Below are 16,782 nucleotides of genomic sequence, written 5' to 3' on the forward strand. Positions count from 1 at the left end.
GGGACTCATCAGGTGGGTGGGTCTCAGGCAGCACTGTGGGCCGCCTGGTGCGAGTTCAGTTGCGTCGTGTCAGACGTGGCGGGGGTGAGCAGTCCCTGCTGGGTCAGCCAGCCGATCTTGGTCATCGGCTGGCGCCCTTCATCGAGCAGGCGCTCGACCAGCGTCAGCCAATACTGGCGCGAGCGCGCATGACGCATGTCGACCGGATGCAGGCCCAGACGCAATACCGGCGCCTGTTGCTCGCGGCTCAGCTTGCGCTGCGTCACCCACTGCGACATCAGGCGGCGTGGCGCCGAGCGTGCGCTCCACACGAGTCCGGGCGCATCGATGACCGTGAAGTCAGGCAGTCGATAGAGATGCTGGGGATCGCTGGTGTAGCGGAAGTCGAGGGACTTCAGCGCCTCGCGAGTGCCGTCACTCATCAGCCAGGCAGGGGCCACGAAGCCGTCCAATGGCCAGCCGAGGCGCTTGAAGAGTGCGGCGCCTTCCCGCAGGCGTCGTCTGGCTTCGGCCTCATCGAGGGGGTAGAACTCGCCTTCCCAGGTCAGCACGCGGCGCATCAGGTAATCGCGCGGGGTGCGGGGGGCTGGCGCGTCATCGCAGTGATGGAAGCCATGCAGGGCAAGCTCGTCCCCCTGTTGGCGGCGAGAGTCCAGCAGGGCGATGAATTCCGGAGCGTCTTCCAGGGCGCTGCGATGATGGAAGTCAGGCACCACCAGCCAGGTGATTGGGCAGGGGTGGTTCAGGCGTGCCTGGCAGAGAGCATCCACCTCGGCGACGAAGTCCCGGTAGTCGGACCATGTCTCGGGCGCGACATCATGCAGGACCAGCAGAAAGTGCTGCTTGGCAGCCGGCGATTCAGCCATGGGTCACCTCCTCGAGTACCGGTTGCATGCGAGTCCCGGTGACCGCGTGATAATGCCCGAGCAAGCCATCCACGACACGGTCCCAGGCGTGGTGCTTCTCGACATGCCGCCGCGCCTGACGACCCAGTGCGGCGGGGTCGTTGGCGAAGACTTCCTGCACGGCACGCGCCATGGCATGCGGCGAGTGTGGGTTGCACAGCTGACCGCAGCCCAGTGGCACATTCTCCGCCAGCGCGCCGGCGCGTACCGCCACCACCGGCGTGCCGCAGGCCATGGCTTCCAGTACCACCAGACCGAAGGTTTCCTGGGTGCCGGCATGCAGCAGCACATCCACCGAGGCCACCAGGCGCGCCACTTCGGTGCTGCTGCAGAAATGCCCGGTCACGCTGACATTGTCGGGCAGATGCCGCGGCATGCCCGAGCCGATCAACAGCAGATGGTAGTCGGGGCCGAGCAGGCGAGCGGCCTCCAGCAGCTCATCCAGATTCTTCTCGCGTGAGCCGCGGCCGGCGAAGGCCAGCAGGCGCACGTGGTCTTCCAGGCCAAGCTCGCGGCGCAGGCTCTCATCGCGGCAGTCAGGGTGGAAGGTGGAAAGATCGACACCGAGTGGCTGGATATGGACATTGTCGACGCCAAGTCGGTCGAGTCGGTCGGCCATCACCTGGCTGGGGGCCAGCACGCGGTCAAAGTGGCGATAGAGGCGTTTGACGTAGCGATCGACGTTGGCCCCTGACCACTCGCCCAGGCGATTGGTGATCAGGCGCGGCAGGTCCGAGTGATAGAAGCCCAGCACCGGGACATCGAGCTTGCGACCGGCATCGAGTGCCGCCCACGCCGTGACGTAGGGGTCGCCGGCCTCGATGACATCCGGCTGCAGTGCCAGCAGCGTGCTGACCCAGCCGCCTCGGCGCAGGGGGAAGCGATAGCCGTTGCCGAAGGGAATGGGCGGTGCCGGCACGCTGTAGAGGTCATCACTGACACTGGTGGTCTCGCCGGGGACCAGCAGGCTGTGACGAACATCGGGCCGCGTCCGCAGACGTCGTCGCTTGGCTTCCAGGTAGGTTCTGACCCCGCCACTGGAGGGGGCATGGAACATGGTCATGTCAGCGATATGCACACGGACTCCTCAAGACCGCTTTACCGGTCGTGCGCGATGAAGATGAATCCCGACGTCACTGCCCGCCATGGCTGCCTTGTCGTGCTTCAGGGTGCTCCCGGGTGCTTGAGAAAGACGCAATCGAGCACGCAGATTCCAGCAAGCCAGTGGCATTGACGAACGAGCCTCTGGTCAAGTCATGGGGGGAACCCGACGTGAAACCAAGGGCACGAGGCATGATATGCGGTGTCGCGCGTGACGAGACGCCTCGCCACGCGATGTTCCACACTGCGGCTGGCAATGACGTTACATCAGGAGATGACTGGTCTGTGTGACAACAGGGAACAATGTTGGTGCGATGCGCTCCCGCTCTCGGACATTTGTCATCAAGCTCTTGGCATCAGGCTCCTGGCATCAGGTTCACTGCGAGGGGAGGGAAGAAAGACGTTTCGCCATGCTGGCGTGCTCCAGCAGGGAGCGCGTCAGCTGGCCTCTGCCTAGCGCTGCGCAAGAGAAGCCCTACGACAGGCAAAAAAAGACCCTGTCCGGAGCCACCGGACAGGGCAAGTGCGTGCACTACAGGAATACAGGGGGCGACAGGGGGAGGGTCGCCGGAGCGGGCATTGCAGGGTCTAGCAGAGGATCGACTCAGTCATGTCTGGCATCCGTGCCTGGTGTTGCATGGGGTCCTGGCATCGTTATCTGTCCTGATGGATGGAGATCGGGCGTCTTCACGCCAGTCCATGCTGGGACAGGTGCAGGGCGCTGGGCATGGCCTGGCCAAGCTCCTGCGAGAAGGCGGCTTCCGGCTCGGCTGGGCGCTGGCTGGCGAGCAGCACAAGGCTCAGCAGCAGGCCGGCGGCCAGCAGCAGGCGGTTGCGGGTACGGCGGCGATCACGTTCCAGCAGCATCGCGACATGTTCCATCGCTTCACGTTGAATCTCACGCTGGCGCTCCGGAGAGGTGGAGCTGCCATCCGAGCTTCTGCCTGAGCTGCTGTCTGCTGCGGAGTCGACACGGGCGTAGCTCATGGCCGGGTGACGAACGATGGCGGCATGCTCGGCCAGGTGACGCAGTGAAGTCGCTGCAGTGGAGCGATGAGTTTTCATTTCCGGGTCCTCGCATGGACGAACTTCATCAGGGACAGGCTTCAGTCATTCGCGCTTGGGTCAATCCAGTAACGCTGCAGCAGTGAAAGCAGATGTCGTGTGTCGATGTGAGGAGTATAGCGTGAGCTTATGTTTCACAAAATTACAATTTCTCACGCTTGGCACACGATACGTATACGTAATGCACAAGAACGAAAAACGCCCCGGGCGCAGAGCGCTCCGGGGCGTAGATGGCCGTGGCAATTGCCCGTGATGACAAGGCAGTTACATACGGCAGTGGTGGGTCGCGGCTTATTCGGCCGGACGACCTACCAGTGAACGACGCTCTTCACGGGCTTCGGTCAAGGAGACCTTGATGATGTCGCCCAGTGAGTAACGCAGCTCGTCTTCGATGCGCACGCGGCCTTCCTTGTCATCGATCGCGACCTTCTTGCGATCGCTGTGGATCAGCGGTGCCGGAATGAAGACGCTGGCGCCATTCTCTTCCAGACGCACGCGCATGCCGCCACGACGGATGTCGATGATCTCGCCAGTGAAGACCTGCTGTTCTTCGGCGGCCTTGGTCAGGTAGCGCACGTAGAGCCAGTCCTTCACATCGCGCTCGGCCATGCGGTTGAGACGACGACGTTCGCTGAGGTGCTCGGTCAGCTGCTCGGTGGCTTCCGCCGGCACGTCCTGGCCGAGAATCACGCGCTTGATCAAGCGGTGGTTGACCATGTCGCCGTACTTGCGGATCGGCGAGGTCCAGGTCGCGTAGGCTTCCAGACCCAGACCGAAGTGCGGTCCCGGCTGAGCGGACATCACGGTGTAACCCTGGAAGCGACGCATGCGCACGTCCAGCCAGGTGTCTTCGCGGCTGTCCAGCTCCTGACGGATCAGGCGGTAGCCTTCCAGGCTGCCCAGCTGTTCCGGCGTGGCGGTGATGTTCTGGCCAGCCAGGAACTCGATGGTGTCGTCGTACTTCTCCGGTGCGAAGCCCTGGTGCACGTTGAAGATACCGTGACCGATGTGCTTGGAGAGCAGACGTGCGCAGCTCAGGTTCGCGGTGATCATGGATTCTTCGATCATGCGATTGCTGATGCGGCGGTGGTCGGCACGTACGTTGAGCACGTTGCCTTCCTCATCCAGCTCGAACTCGAAGTCCGGACGCTCGCGGAAGACCTGGGAGTTGCGTGCACGCCAGGCGATACGCGCCTGAGTGAAGGCTTCCAGCTGACGCAGACCTTCGGCCAGCTCTTCGGTTTCCGGCTTCCAGCTGCCTTCCTGGCCTTCGATCCAGTCGGAGACGTTGTCGTAGGTCAGGCGGTGGTGGGAGCGCATGGTGGCCGCGAAGAACTTCGGCTCGCCGATCACGCCATCGGTATCGATGTCGACGATGCACATCAGCGTCGGACGGTCTTCACCTTCCTTCAGCGAGCACAGGTCGTCGGCCAGGATTTCCGGCAGCATGGTGACGTTCTGGCTCGGCAGGTAGACGGTGAAGGAGCGCGTGCGCGCCTCTTCGTCGACACGGCTGCCTTCCGGCACGTAGGCGGTCGGGTCCGCGATGGCGATGCTCAGGGTCCAGCCGCCTTCCGGGCGCTCGACGATGTGCAGGGCGTCATCCATGTCACGCGTCTTCTCACCATCGATGGTGAAGAAGGGCACGTGGGTCATGTCTTCGCGAGTCAGGCCTTCCTCGAGCAGCGGCCAGTCAGTGCCGCCCTCCGGAGAGGCCTGTTCCAGCGCGTGACGTGCCAGGGTGACGCGCCACGGCACACGCGGGTTGTCCACGGTGGCGATGACTTCCTCGATCTGGGCGAAGAAGCTGCGGTCGTCCTTGCGCATCGGGTGACGCAGCAGACGTGCCACGACCCAGTCGCCATCATTGAGGGCTTCCTCATTGATGCCACGCTTCACGCGCGCTTTCATGCGCGTGTTGATGGAGGGATGATCCGGCATCACGTTCAGGCGGCCATCACGCTTGCCGACACGAGCGACGAAGCGATCGACACCCGTCTCAATCAGCACTTCCGGCTGTACGGACTTCTTCTCACCTTCCACCTTGACGGTCGCTTCGACGGTATCGCCGTGCAGTACCTGCTTCATGGCGGGTGGCGGCACGAAGTAAGACTCGCCGTCCTCGCATTCGAGGAAGCCGAAGCCCTTGTCGGTGCCTTTGATCACCCCCGTGACACGGGGAATTTCCTGGCGGATTTGATCTTTCAGCTGCGCCAGCAGCGAATTGTTCTGCAGCATTTCGGAAGTTCTGTTGGCGGGGTCAGTGGCTCACTATACGGACATGGAGCATGGGGGGAAAGCTACCAGATGGCCCAACGCCCGCGCGGGCTGCGCGCAGGCGTGGATGAGCGCTAGGTCAACCGCGGGCAAGCCTGGCGAAAGCGGCCTGCCGGTGCACTTTGCCACAGGCTCGGACGTGCACTCAGTCGGCGGTCGTCGTGGCGTTCAGCAGACCCGAAACCGGCGTATCACCGTCGAACAGGGTGAAGATGGGCGCCTTGCGATAACGGCCGCCGATCTCGCGGGCCTTGATCAGTCCGAGCAGGAACTCGGCGACATTGGCCCGCGAGACCTGCATCTCGTCGGAGTCATCGGCGTTCTGGGTCAGCTTGCCGCTGCCGCTCTCGTTGGTGAGACGGCCGGGCTTGACGATGACGTGACGCAGGCCACTCTCGGCGAGGCACAGGTCAGCGGCCTTCTTGGCCGCGAAGTAGGGGCGCATCGCCGCCGGACCGGCCAGCGGTGTCTCGGAGCGGATCGAGCTGACCTGGATCACGCGCGACAGCCCGAATTCGGCAGCCAGCTCCGCGGTGCGCATCGCACCATGCAGGTCGATGGTCAGTGTCTTGTCCGGGCCGGTATTCGGGCCGGAGCCCGCGACGAACACCGCCTGATCGCAGCCATAGAAGGCCTGGCGCATCTCGCCTTCCAGGTCGCCCAGAACCGTCGGGATGCTGCGTTCATGGAACCAGCTCTGCTGATCGGTCGAGCGGATCATCGCCACGACGGGTTCGCCGGCGGCCTGAGCCTTCTCGCAGAGTTGACGACCGATCTTGCCGTTGGCACCTATGATGAGCGTCTTGCGCATGCTGTCTGCTCCTTCGCGAATCAAATGGCGAGGCGGCTGGCGAGTGACCTTCCCACTCACAGCCACGCCCCTCCTGGTACAGCAAGGTCTGCGGGCTGAGCCACGTGACTTCAAGGGGACTGCTGTTCGATGGCGGGCATTACGCGGCGACTCGCTCGCGGGATGAAGTCTGCGATGGACAAGCATTAAAGGCGGCTGTCATCTCTGTCTGTGGCACGGGAGCCTTGCTAGGATGGCGCTGCCAGACACGACTCCCTCAAGATTGCGTCAACGACAAGGATGCCCGATGAGCCGCATAGCCCACCCCGCCACTGATGATCATAGCGACACCGCCGCATGGCACGGCGCCGCCTTCCCCTCCGAGAGCGCGATCCGGGTCGGGCTGATCGGTTATGGCATGGCGGTGCGCACCTTCCACGCACCCTTGATCGAGGCCACGGACGGGCTGGCGCTGGTGGCGCTGTCCACCTCGCGGCCCGAGGTCGTCAGGGCCGAGCGCCCACAACTGGAGGTGGAGGCCACCCCGGAGGCCTTGCTTGCGCGCGATGATATCGATTTGATCATCATCGCGACGCCCAACGAGACCCATGCCCCGCTGGCCTCTGCGGCGCTGGCGGCAGGCAAGCATGTGGTCGTCGACAAGCCCTTCACGGTGACGCTTGAAGAAGGCGAGGCCCTGACCCGGCAGGCCGAGCAGGCCGGACGGGTGCTGGCGGTATTTCACAATCGGCGCTTCGATGCCGACTTCCTGACGCTGGCGGAATTGATCAACGACGGCACGCTGGGGCGCATCGCGCATCTGGAATCCCACTTCGACCGCTTCCGCCCGACGGTGCCGAACCGCTGGCGTGAGCAGGCACTGCCCGGCAGCGGCCTGTGGTATGACCTCGGCCCGCACCTGCTGGATCAGGCGCTGTGCCTGTTCGGCGAACCAGCCGCCATCCAGCTCACGCGTCGCGCCCAGCGCGAAGGCGCGGTGACCGATGATTTCTTCCACGCCGTGCTCGATTACGCCCACCATCCAAGGCACCCCGGTCTGGTGGTGGAGCTGCACGCCAGTGCACTGACGGCGGCGCCGACGGCACGCTTCGCCGCGCACGGCACCCGTGGCAGCTATGTGGTGTTCGGGCTCGACCCTCAGGAAGATTGTCTCAAGGCCGGTGACTGGCCCTCGCGTGACCCGCAGGAGCGCCAGGCGCGCCAGTGGGGGCGGGATGCGCGTCCCGGAATGCTGACCGTGCTGGAGGCCGACCCGGACGGCGCCGAAGGCGAGCAGGTGCTGGTGGGCGGCACCCATCAGGGCCGCGATGGCGACTATCCGGCCTGGTATGCGGGGCTGCGCGACTGCATTCGCGGCCAGGGTGGCAATCCGACCTCGCCCCATGAGGCACTGTGCGTGATGAAGTGGCTGGAGGCCGGCATCGCCAGCGAAGGCTGAAACCATCGAAGGTGAGATGACTCACGAAAGACGCGCGCCCTGAAGGCCCGAATGGCCAGCTATCAGAGGCGCGCGTCTTGTTTTCGAGGTAGTGGCAGGGGAGGTCGCGGCCTGCTCAGGCTGCGTCGTCCTCGCCCTTGTCGGCCTTGCGCATGCGCGAGAACAGCTCCGCGCGCAGCTCACCGATGCGCGGCACCTCCTCGGCATGGAAGGGGATGGGGCGCAGCAGGCGCATGGCTCGCAGGCCGAGACGTGCGTTCATCAGGCCACTGCCCAGCCCCTGACCGGCCTTGGTGGAGAGCCGGCCGGCCAGATTCATCGACAGCAGGTCCATGCTGGCCTCGGCGGCCAGTTCGCTGGCACCGGCGAAGGCCATCGAGGCCAGTACCTCCTTGAACAGCCGCAGGCGGCTGGCATAGCCCAGCTCCAGCCCGTAGAGGCGCGACAGGCGCTCCATCATGCGCAGCCCGCGCCAGGCCACCAGACTCATGTCGACCCAGGTCAGCGGCGAGACCGCCACCATCACCGCCGTCTCGCCACTCATGCGCGAGATCAGACGCCGCGCCTCACGGTCCCGCGGCCCCAGTACGTGGAAGGCGAACAGCTCGCGGCGCTCCGACGGGGAGTGATGCGCTTCACAGGCGGCGCGCCAGGCGCGCACGCCGGCATCATCATCGCCGAGCTTCATCTGGCGACGCAGCTGTTCGAGCAGGTCTTCCTGCTGGCTGCCGGCTTTGCCGCCTGCCTTGCCCGCGTCCTCGTCAGGCGTGGACAGCGCATCACCGCGTTGGCCAAAGCTTTTCTGACCAAAACCCCTTTGACCAAAGCTCTCCTGGCCAAAGTCATCCTGCTGATGTTCTTCCAGCTCGGCGCGCAGCGCGACGTGCTTGCGCAGGTGACGCAGCCTGAAGAGCTCCTTGCCCAGCGCGCGGGCGCCGAGTCCGATGGCGCCAAGGCCCAGCAGGCCCCAGGCACCGGCGATCAGGTCGCCGCCCATGGCCGCCTGATAGAGCGCATGACCGGCTTCGACACCCCCGAGGGTCAGGGTGCCGAGCAGCAGCCATTTGAGGCCACGGTGACGTGGCCGGGCGCTCAGCGTCGCATCCAGTCCCGGCGTGGCGGGTTCCGGCTCGGCCGCCGCCAGGGGCTGGCTTTCCATCTCCGGCGAGAAGTGACGCGCACCGCGCAGGGCCTCTGCCGCGCTCTCTGATGCGCTCTCGGTGGGGCGCTCGGCATAGGCGGTCGAGGCGGCATCGGCCTGCGCCGAATTGGGGCTCGTGAAGCGTTTGCCCGGGCGCGGATGGCGGGATTCGGTGGTCATTTCAGGTGGTCTCCCAGCAGCCAGTCGAGCACGGCGTCCATGCGAATGTGAGGTGGCGCATTGCCATCGATCTTCGGCGGCGCGAAGTGGGGGAAGTCGAAGCGGCTTTCGGCCCAGAAATTCGGGTCGGGCAGCCGTGACGGCACCTCGCCCGGGAACAGCAGCACGGACTCGCGGCCGGCGCCTTGCGTGTCCAAGTCGCTCGCCCCCTCGTGCTCGCCGAGCAGTTGTCCCGCCAGCGCCGGATGACGCTGACCATTCTCGACCACCTCACGCGCCTCGCTGGCACGGATGGCGGCGATGGTGAAGGCCTTGAGCGGCACGTCGCGATAGCGCAGGCGCTTGAGCGGGTCCGCCAGCAGCTGCTCGAGCAGGTCGCGCATCGCGCCATGCTGCTCTGGCGTGACGTGGTCGGCCTTGGTGGCGGCGATGGCCAGGCGGTCGATGCGGCGGTCCATCAGGCGCGCCAGCAGGTGACGGCGGCCGTAGGCGAAGCTGTCGAACAGCTTGTCAAGCGCACGGCTCAGGTCGCGGAAAGGCGCCGGGCCGGCATTCAGCGCGCCCAGCACGTCGATCAGCACGATCTGGCGGTCAAAGCGCCGGAAGTGGTCGTGATAGAAGGGGCGCACCACGCGGCGGCGATAGTGATCGAAGCGGCGTGCGAGGGTGCGATACAGGCTGGCTTCCGGCAGCGCGGCCAGCGCGTCGGGTGCCCAGTCACCGAGCCCCGGCAGCGGGAAGAACTGCAGCACCGGCGCTTCGTCCAGCTCGCCGGGCAGCAGGAAACGGCCCGGTGTCAGGTCGACGAAGCCACCCTTGCGGCGCGCGGCGTGCAGATAGTCGGTATAGAGGCTCGCGATCTCGGCGAGGCGGTCTTCATCCACCTCGCTGTCCGGTGTCAGGCCCTCGATGGCCGCCATCCAGTCGTGTGCCCAGTCGCCACGCCCGTCGGCCAGCTGGGTCTCGCACTCGCTGCTCCAGCCGCTGAAGTCCTGCTCCAGCATCGGCAGGTCCAGCAGCCATTCGCCGGGGTAGTCGATCAGGTCCAGCGTCAGGGTGGCGCGCTGGCTGTCGAGCATGCGCGCGGCGCGCGAGGTGGGGCGAAAGCCGATCTTGAGACGCAGCTCGCTGATGCTGCGGGTCGGCGTCGGCCATTCGGGGCCATGCGGCGAATGCTGGCCGGACAGCGAGCGCAAGCCGGCTTCCAGCGGGAAGCGCGGGATGGAAAGGTCCGGCTGACTGACGCGTTCCGCGCCGAGCAGGCGGCCATCGCGTGCAGCAGGCAGCAGTTCCAGGCGCGCACCGAGTCCGGCATGGCGCAACTGCTCGATCAGCGAGACGAGAAAGGCGGTCTTGCCGGCACCGGACAGGCCGGTGACGGCGAGCCGCAGCTGGCGGTCGAGACCGCGCTCCAGCAGGTCATGTGCTTCGCGGCCCACATCGCGGGCAAGCTGGCGGGCGTTGCGGGTCATGGTGTTGAACATCAGGCATTCCCTGTCAGTGGGGGCGAGGCGGCGCGACGTGATGGCGTCCTGGCAGCTGATGATGAGCTGGGTGATGGCCGGGACTTGTCAGCGTGCGCCGCACGGCTCGCCATCATCCCTCTATCTGCGGGCGATCGGCGCGCAAGGCAAGCTGACGCCACGCCAGCAGTGCGATGGGCAGCAGGCAGGCGGGGATCAGCAGCAGGTTGAGCAGCGCCCAGCCCAGCGTACTGACCAGAGGGCCGGCCAGCAGCGCCGTCACCGCCCCGGTGGTGAAGACGAGGAACTCGTTGGCGGCCTGGGTGCGGGCCTTCTCGTTGGGGCGATGGCAGCGGGTCAGCAGCGTGGTGGCGGGCAGGAAGGTGAAGTTCCAGCCGATGCCGAGCAGGATGAGACCGAGGAAGAACCCCTGGGTTCCCGTCAGGTAGTCGGCGGCCAGCAGCTGCGCGGTGGCAAGGCTTGCCAGCAGAAAGCCGCAGCCGGTCACGATCATGGTGCCCGCCCCGAAGCGGGCGACCAGCCGCCCGGTGAAGAAGGACGGCAGGAACATGGCGACCACATGCCATTGAATGGTGGTAGCGACATGATCGAAGCCGTGCCCGGCATGGGCCATGGCCAGCGGTGTGGCCGTCATCGCCAGATTCATCACCCCATAGCCGACCATCGCGCTGAGCACGGCCAGCAGGAAGGTCGGTTGACGCAGGATCACGCCCAATGGGCGTGCCGGCGCCACTGCATCATCGTCGGCTGACAGGGCGTTGCCTTCACGGGGCAGGCGGATGAAGGCCAGCAGCAACAGCGCCAGCAGATAGAGCGCTCCCAGCCCGATGAAGCTGCCCAGGAAGGGTGTGTCGGCCAATGCATGACTGGTGCGTGCAAGCCAGGGCCCGAAGAAGGCCGCCAGCACGCCACCGCCCATCACCAGCCCGATGGCGCGCTCACGTTGCTCCTCCGGGGCAGCCTCCATCGCGGCGAAGCGATACAGCTGTCCGAAGCCGATACCGATGCCCACCAGCCAGGTGGCAAGCAGGAACAATCCGAAATGCTGCAGATGCAGCGCCAGCACGGCCAGCCCCGCGCCAGCCAACCCGCACAGATTGCCGAGCACGAAGCCGCGCCGCCGCCCGAGACGGGCAGTGATCAGCGAGGCGGGAATGGTGGCACACATCAGGCCCAGCCACTGGGTGGCGACCGGCGCGGTCGACCAGCTGCTCGAGGCCAGCTGGGCACCGATCAGCGGTGAGACTGCGATCAGCAGGATGTTGCCGCTGACCAGCAAGGCCTGACACAGCGACAGCAGCGTGACGGCCAGCGGCAGGCGTGCCCGGTCGGCAGCGGGAGAAGATAGTGGCATGAAGGCGCAGCTCCGTCGGATGTCGGCGCCCGGCGCGCCTGACCTGATTATGCCTGTGCTCCGCTCAGGGGTTCCAACTCCATGCCCAGGATTGTGTTCACGGCGAGCCTAGTCTCCCGCCCATTCCCGCAGACTGCCCTGGCGCACGCGGCGGATGGCGTGTGACAGCTCGCCCTGTTCGGCAAGGCGCTGGATGACCGCAGGCAGCGCAGCGCGGACTTGTGCGGCTGACATGCCGGGGGAAAGTTCCGGGGCATACAGCATCTTGAGCAGCACATAATCCAGCGGGCTCAGCCAGGTATCCACCGTGACGTCACTGAAGATTGAGGGGAAAACTTTATCCGAATCATTGGGCAGCCCCATCAGCTGGGCGCTCTCCTCGACGACGCAGTCCACCAGACGCGCCTTCTGGCGGGCATAGTCCGCGGGAATCAGGATCAGGCCGCTGGCGATGGCGTGATCCGGCCCGGTCTTGAACAGCGTCAGGCACACGCCTTCACGCAGTGCCTTGCGCATGCCCGGGGTGGCGGCCTGCTGCTTGCCGACGTAGGCGGTGGCCTCGCGCGTCATGTGGTCCCGGGCGATGAAGGCGATGCGCAGGTTGGCCTTTCCGGCGGAGGACACGAAACTCAGCGGCTGCCCGGTGATGGCGGACAGATGACGAAACTGGACCTCGCTCATCTGGCGCTGCATGCGCGAGTTGCCCAGCTGCGAATCGACCCGCACCTTGATGGGTGCCTGCCAGCGCACCAGCGAGGCGCTGCTGCCGGGTTGGTATTCACGCTTGAGCGCCACTTCCATGAAGCTGTCCGTCAGTACATCGGCCCGCTGCCAGCGCTCGGCGGCCTGGCTCGGGCTGGCGGTGGCCAGACTGGAAAGCAGCAGGGCGATGCCCATCACCTTGAGCGCCACAGGAGCCTTCAGTGGGGGAGAGAACAGCCCCTTGAGCTGGCGATGGGGTAAGCAGGGCATGGGCGACCTCTTCAGGGAACATGCAGTCCAGCATGCCTGAAATGCACACGCCCCGCGTGTCCGAGAGGGCAACGCGGGGCGTGATGCTCATTTGATGACGATTCGTCGTTTTGAAGCGGCGACTTTCAGGCGTCAGATGAAGGCCAGATAGATGGCGATCACCAGCACGACCAGCAGCAGCGCGCAGACCTTGGCGCCTTTCCAGGGCGTCATGTCGATGGCGCCGACATCCTGCTGGATCCACGGCTCGTCACGCGGTGCCAGCTTGCCGATGATCAGCATCATCGCGATCAGCAGCACGAAAACCAGGCCGACGAAGTGGAACTCGTGGATCACGTCGAGCACACCGGAGAAGGCTGGCACGAAGTAGACCACCCCGATCACGCTGCAACCGATCAGCAGTGCCAGGTTGGCGGCGATGGTCGGCACGCGACGCGTCAGCAGGCCCATCAGCACCACGGCGAAGATCGGGATGAAGTAGATGGCATTCATCTTCTGCAGGTAACCGAACAGGCTCTCCTGACCGGCCAGCAGCGGCGCGAGGGTCATGGAGGCGATCGCCAGCACCCAGCCGAAGCCCTTGGAGACCTTGACCACTTCCTCGTCGCTGGCATCACGACGCAGATGCGCCTTGTAGATGCCGGTGGAGAACAGCGTGGTGGTGGCGTTCAGCGCCGAATTGAAGGACGACAGGATCGCACCGACCATCGCCGCGGCGAAGAAACCGGTCAGCGGCGCGGGCAGCACATCGAAGACCAGCTGGCCGTAGGCGCTGTCGGCCTTGACGCCGGAAGAGGCATAAAGGTGATAGGCGATGATGCCGGGAATCACCAGATACAGCGGGCCCAGCAGCTTGAGGGCACCGGTCAGCAGCACGCCTTTCTGGCCCTCGGCGAGGGTCTTGGCGGCGAAGGTGCGCTGGATGATCTGCTGGTTGGTACACCAGTAGAAGAAGTTGATGATCATCACGCCGGTGAACAGGGTCGAGAAGGGCACCGACTGGTCTTCACCGCCCATGGAGTTGAATTTCTCCGGATTGGCGGCGGTCAGCGTATCCCAGCCGGCCATCACGCCCTGGCCATCACTGACGGCATCGAGGCCGAAATAGACGATCAGCATGCCGCCGATCAACAGGCCCACGCCGTTCAAGGTGTCGGAAATGGCGATGGAGCGCATGCCGCCGAACAGGGCATAGATGGCACCGATGATGCCGACCACCCAGATGGTCATCCACAGCAGCGCATTGGGCGAACTGATGCCGGTCAGCGAGGGCAGATCCAGCATGCCCTGCAGGCCGATGGCACCGGAGTAGAGGATGATCGGCAGCAGGATCACCGCGTAGGCGAACAGGAAGATCAGGTTGGTGATCAGCTCGGTGCTGCGGCCATAGCGCAGGGCCAGCAGCTCGGGCAGGGTGGTGATGCCACTCTTGAGGAAGCGTGGCAGGAAGAACATCGCCATCACCACCATGGCCAGTACCGCCATGACCTCCCAGGCCATCACCGACAGGCCATCGGTGAAGGCGGCGCCATTCAGGCCGACCATCTGTTCGGTGGACAGGTTGGTCATCAACAGGGACCCCGCGATCAGCGGGAAGGTCAGGCTGCGTCCGGCGAGGAAATAACCGGTGGAATGCGAAGTGTCATCGCGGTGTGTCCACCACCAGGTCAAGGCAGCGACCAGGCTGGTAAAGAACACGAAAGAAACAAGTGTCAGGGCATGCATGGGGGAGGATTCCTTTAGGCGTGCGGCGGCGAATCATGAGGCAGTGGGCAGGTGACCCGGGTGGCGATTCGACGCCGATCCAGCCGTGGCGATGCAATGCACACAGCAAGCTGTGTCATCGTCCATGAAGAGACTCACCGGTAACATACACGGCAAGACTGGCGATAGTGTAGGTATCTCCCGATTTCTCGCTATCCGCCATTTGTAGAACATACGTTGGTTTTGAGGTGCAGCTGGCGTCGATTGAGCGTTGAGAATGAACAGGCGGTCATTGCTTCTCAGTCTCTGGTATCAGGCCTTGATCGCAGTGTCGTAAAAAGACGCTTGTCGCGGCTTTCGCCGCGCATTGCGGGTCATCCTTCATGCCCAATCAGAGACGCCAGCGCCCCGCCATCGGTGAAGATGACGGGGCGCTGGCGTGCTCATGTCTTGCACTCATGTCATACGCTCATGTCGTGAGGTCATGGCGATGACAATGACAAGTGGCGTGCAGTCGCGCTGGGCGAGTGGGGCGATCAGCCGGCGAAGGCCAGATAGATCGCCATCACCAGCACCAGCAGAATGATGCTGGCGATACGCGTGCCGGCCCAGGGCGTCATGTCGATGGCACCGACGTCCTGCTGGATCCAGGGTTCGGCGCGCGGTGACAGCTTGCCGATCACCAGCATCATGGCGATCAACAGCACCAGCACGATGGCGATGAAGTGGAAGTTGTGCACCCGATCGACCAGCTCGGAAAGCGTCGGCACGAAGTAGAACAGGCCGATGACCGCGCAGCCGAGCACCAGCGCCAGGTTGGCGGCGATGGCCGGCACGCGCTTGGACATCAGTCCCACCACGATCACCGCCAGCAGCGGGATGTAGTAGATGGAGTTCACCTTCTGCACGTAGACGAACAGGCTTTCCTGGGTCGCCAGCAGCGGCGCGATGGCCATCGCGGCGGCGGCCATGATCCAGCCGGCCCACTTGGAGGCCTTGACCACTTCTTCATCGCTGGCCTGTGGCTTGAGGCGCGCCTTGTAGACATCGAGGCTGAACAGGGTGGCGGTGGAGTTGAGCGCCGAGTTGAAGGACGACAGGATCGCGCCGACCATCGCCGCGGCGAAGAAGCCGGTCAGCGGCGCAGGCAGCACATCGAAGACCAGCCGGCCATAGGCGGCGTCGGCCTTGATGCCGTCACCGGCGTAGAGCTGGAAGGCGATGATGCCCGGCAGCACCAGATACAGCGGGCCCAGCAGCTTGAGGGCACCGGTCAGCAGCACGCCCTTCTGGCCCTCGGCGAGGGTCTTGGCGGCGAAGGTGCGCTGGATGATCTGCTGGTTGGTACACCAGTAGAACATGTTGAGCAGCAGCACCCCGGTGAACAGGGTCGAGACCGGCACTGACTGGCCATCACCGCCCAGCGAATTGAGCTTCTCCGGGTGGGTCTCCTTGAGCGTCTCCCAGCCGGCGAGAATGCCATTGCCGTCGCCGACACGGTCCAGCCCGAAGTAGACGATGATCATGCCGCCGATCAGCAGGCCGATGCCGTTCAGGGTGTCGGAGATGGCGATGGAGCGCAGGCCACCGAAGAGGGCATAGATGGCACCGGCGATGCCGACGGCGATCACGGTGCCGGTCAGCAGCACCATCTGCGAGTCGATGCCGGTCAGGGCGCGCAGGTCGAGCACGCCCATCAGGCCGAGTGCGCCGGAGTAGAGAATGCTGGGCAGCAGAATGATGGCGTAGGCCAGCATGAAGATCAGGTTGGCCAGCAGCTGGGTGGTGCGATCGAAACGCAGTGCCAGCAGTTCCGGCAGGGTGGTGATGCCGCTCTTGAGGAAGCGTGGCAGGAAGAACATGGCCATCGCGACCAGCGAGACCACGGCCACCACTTCCCAGGCCATCACGGAGAGGCCATCGGTGAAGGCGGCGCCGTTGAGGCCCACCATCTGCTCGGTGGACAGATTGGTCATCAGCAGAGAGCCTGCGATGATCGGGAAGGTCAGACTGCGCCCGGCGAGGAAATAGCCGGTGGAATGTTGATGGTCGTCACGACGGGTCAGCCACCAGGTGATCACGGCGACCAGCCCCGTGAAGAACACGAAGGAGCTCAGGGTGAGGGCGTTCATGGCATTATCCTTGTTGAACAACAGGGCTCGGAGGCCTGCTTGCTCAGCTGCCCATCGTCTGCAGACCATGCCTCACCGTTGGCGCGCGGTACCACGAGACACGCTGTCAGCGACCGACATCTAGCGTGCCGATCAGTGTCAAAGAAATGCCGGACCCTCACCATTGACAATTTGTCTGACATTTTTCTGCAATTGTCTGATTCGTGCAGACATAGCCC

General features: G+C 64.8%; 12 protein-coding genes. 1 reads left to right on the forward strand and 11 read right to left on the reverse strand.

Going from position 1 to position 16,782, the window contains the following annotated elements; translation table 11 throughout:
* Positions 1-23 precede the first annotated feature (23 nt).
* From gpgD to IZU87_RS01975, 5 genes are all read right to left on the reverse strand, one after another.
* A complete protein-coding gene (gene gpgD / locus IZU87_RS01955; RefSeq protein WP_213113511.1) occupies positions 24-866 on the reverse strand; it encodes an N-acetylglucosaminyl phosphatidylglycerol deacetylase in 843 nt (280 codons plus the stop codon).
* Positions 859-1,983 carry an N-acetylglucosaminyl phosphatidylglycerol synthase gene (gene gpgS / locus IZU87_RS01960; RefSeq protein WP_213113512.1) on the reverse strand — a complete coding sequence of 375 codons (1,125 nt, stop codon included), beginning with the start codon at positions 1,981-1,983 and terminating at the stop codon, positions 859-861. Before gpgS ends, gpgD begins: the two co-directional genes overlap by 8 nt.
* A 710-nt stretch (positions 1,984-2,693) precedes the next feature.
* Positions 2,694-3,071 carry a hypothetical protein gene (locus tag IZU87_RS01965; RefSeq protein WP_213113513.1) on the reverse strand — a complete coding sequence of 126 codons (378 nt, stop codon included), beginning with the start codon at positions 3,069-3,071 and terminating at the stop codon, positions 2,694-2,696.
* 291 nt (positions 3,072-3,362) lie between these two features.
* Entirely contained in the window at positions 3,363-5,309 is a 1,947-nt protein-coding gene (locus tag IZU87_RS01970; RefSeq protein WP_043333994.1) for an exoribonuclease II, read from the reverse strand.
* 184 nt (positions 5,310-5,493) lie between these two features.
* Complete coding sequence (locus IZU87_RS01975; protein ID WP_213113514.1) at positions 5,494-6,159, reverse strand: SDR family oxidoreductase; 666 nt, start codon at positions 6,157-6,159, stop codon at positions 5,494-5,496.
* 286 nt (positions 6,160-6,445) lie between these two features.
* On the opposite strand from IZU87_RS01975, the gene IZU87_RS01980 reads away from it, so the two are divergent.
* Positions 6,446-7,597, forward strand: a complete 1,152-nt coding sequence (locus tag IZU87_RS01980) for an oxidoreductase (protein WP_213113515.1) — start codon at positions 6,446-6,448, stop codon at positions 7,595-7,597.
* A gap of 115 nt (positions 7,598-7,712) precedes the next feature.
* Here the strand turns inward: IZU87_RS01980 and IZU87_RS01985 are convergent, their stop codons facing one another.
* The 6 genes from IZU87_RS01985 to IZU87_RS02010 form a co-directional block, all read right to left on the reverse strand.
* Positions 7,713-8,918 (reverse strand): TIGR01620 family protein, encoded by a 1,206-nt coding sequence (locus IZU87_RS01985; protein ID WP_249330381.1) that lies wholly within the window; start codon positions 8,916-8,918, stop codon positions 7,713-7,715.
* Entirely contained in the window at positions 8,915-10,402 is a 1,488-nt protein-coding gene (locus IZU87_RS01990; RefSeq protein WP_249330382.1) for a YcjX family GTP-binding protein, read from the reverse strand. The genes IZU87_RS01985 and IZU87_RS01990 overlap by 4 nt, the downstream gene beginning before the upstream one ends.
* A 112-nt stretch (positions 10,403-10,514) precedes the next feature.
* Positions 10,515-11,720, reverse strand: a complete 1,206-nt coding sequence (locus tag IZU87_RS01995; RefSeq protein WP_213113549.1) for an MFS transporter — start codon at positions 11,718-11,720, stop codon at positions 10,515-10,517.
* Positions 11,721-11,864: 144 nt separating this feature from the next.
* A complete protein-coding gene (locus IZU87_RS02000) occupies positions 11,865-12,728 on the reverse strand; it encodes a DUF2927 domain-containing protein (protein WP_213113516.1) in 864 nt (287 codons plus the stop codon).
* A 132-nt stretch (positions 12,729-12,860) separates the two neighbouring features.
* A complete protein-coding gene (locus tag IZU87_RS02005; protein ID WP_213113517.1) occupies positions 12,861-14,453 on the reverse strand; it encodes a solute:sodium symporter family transporter in 1,593 nt (530 codons plus the stop codon).
* 515 nt (positions 14,454-14,968) lie between these two features.
* Positions 14,969-16,564 (reverse strand): solute:sodium symporter family transporter, encoded by a 1,596-nt coding sequence (locus tag IZU87_RS02010; protein ID WP_213113518.1) that lies wholly within the window; start codon positions 16,562-16,564, stop codon positions 14,969-14,971.
* Positions 16,565-16,782: the final 218 nt, after the last annotated feature.

This window comes from Cobetia sp. MC34 (assembly GCF_018340035.1).
GTDB classification, from domain to species: Bacteria; Pseudomonadota; Gammaproteobacteria; order Pseudomonadales; family Halomonadaceae; genus Cobetia; species Cobetia amphilecti.

Coding starts and splice junctions, on each gene's coding strand:
- gpgD (WP_213113511.1), bottom strand. CDS start 866: ATGGCTGAATCGCCGGCTGCCAAGCAGCACTTTCTGCTGGTCCTGCAT.
- IZU87_RS01965 (WP_213113513.1), bottom strand. CDS start 3,071: ATGAAAACTCATCGCTCCACTGCAGCGACTTCACTGCGTCACCTGGCC.
- IZU87_RS01970 (WP_043333994.1), bottom strand. CDS start 5,309: ATGCTGCAGAACAATTCGCTGCTGGCGCAGCTGAAAGATCAAATCCGC.
- IZU87_RS01975 (WP_213113514.1), bottom strand. CDS start 6,159: ATGCGCAAGACGCTCATCATAGGTGCCAACGGCAAGATCGGTCGTCAA.
- IZU87_RS01980 (WP_213113515.1), top strand. CDS start 6,446: ATGAGCCGCATAGCCCACCCCGCCACTGATGATCATAGCGACACCGCC.
- IZU87_RS01985 (WP_249330381.1), bottom strand. CDS start 8,918: ATGACCACCGAATCCCGCCATCCGCGCCCGGGCAAACGCTTCACGAGC.
- IZU87_RS01990 (WP_249330382.1), bottom strand. CDS start 10,402: ATGTTCAACACCATGACCCGCAACGCCCGCCAGCTTGCCCGCGATGTG.
- IZU87_RS02000 (WP_213113516.1), bottom strand. CDS start 12,728: ATGCCCTGCTTACCCCATCGCCAGCTCAAGGGGCTGTTCTCTCCCCCA.
- IZU87_RS02005 (WP_213113517.1), bottom strand. CDS start 14,453: ATGCATGCCCTGACACTTGTTTCTTTCGTGTTCTTTACCAGCCTGGTC.
- IZU87_RS02010 (WP_213113518.1), bottom strand. CDS start 16,564: ATGAACGCCCTCACCCTGAGCTCCTTCGTGTTCTTCACGGGGCTGGTC.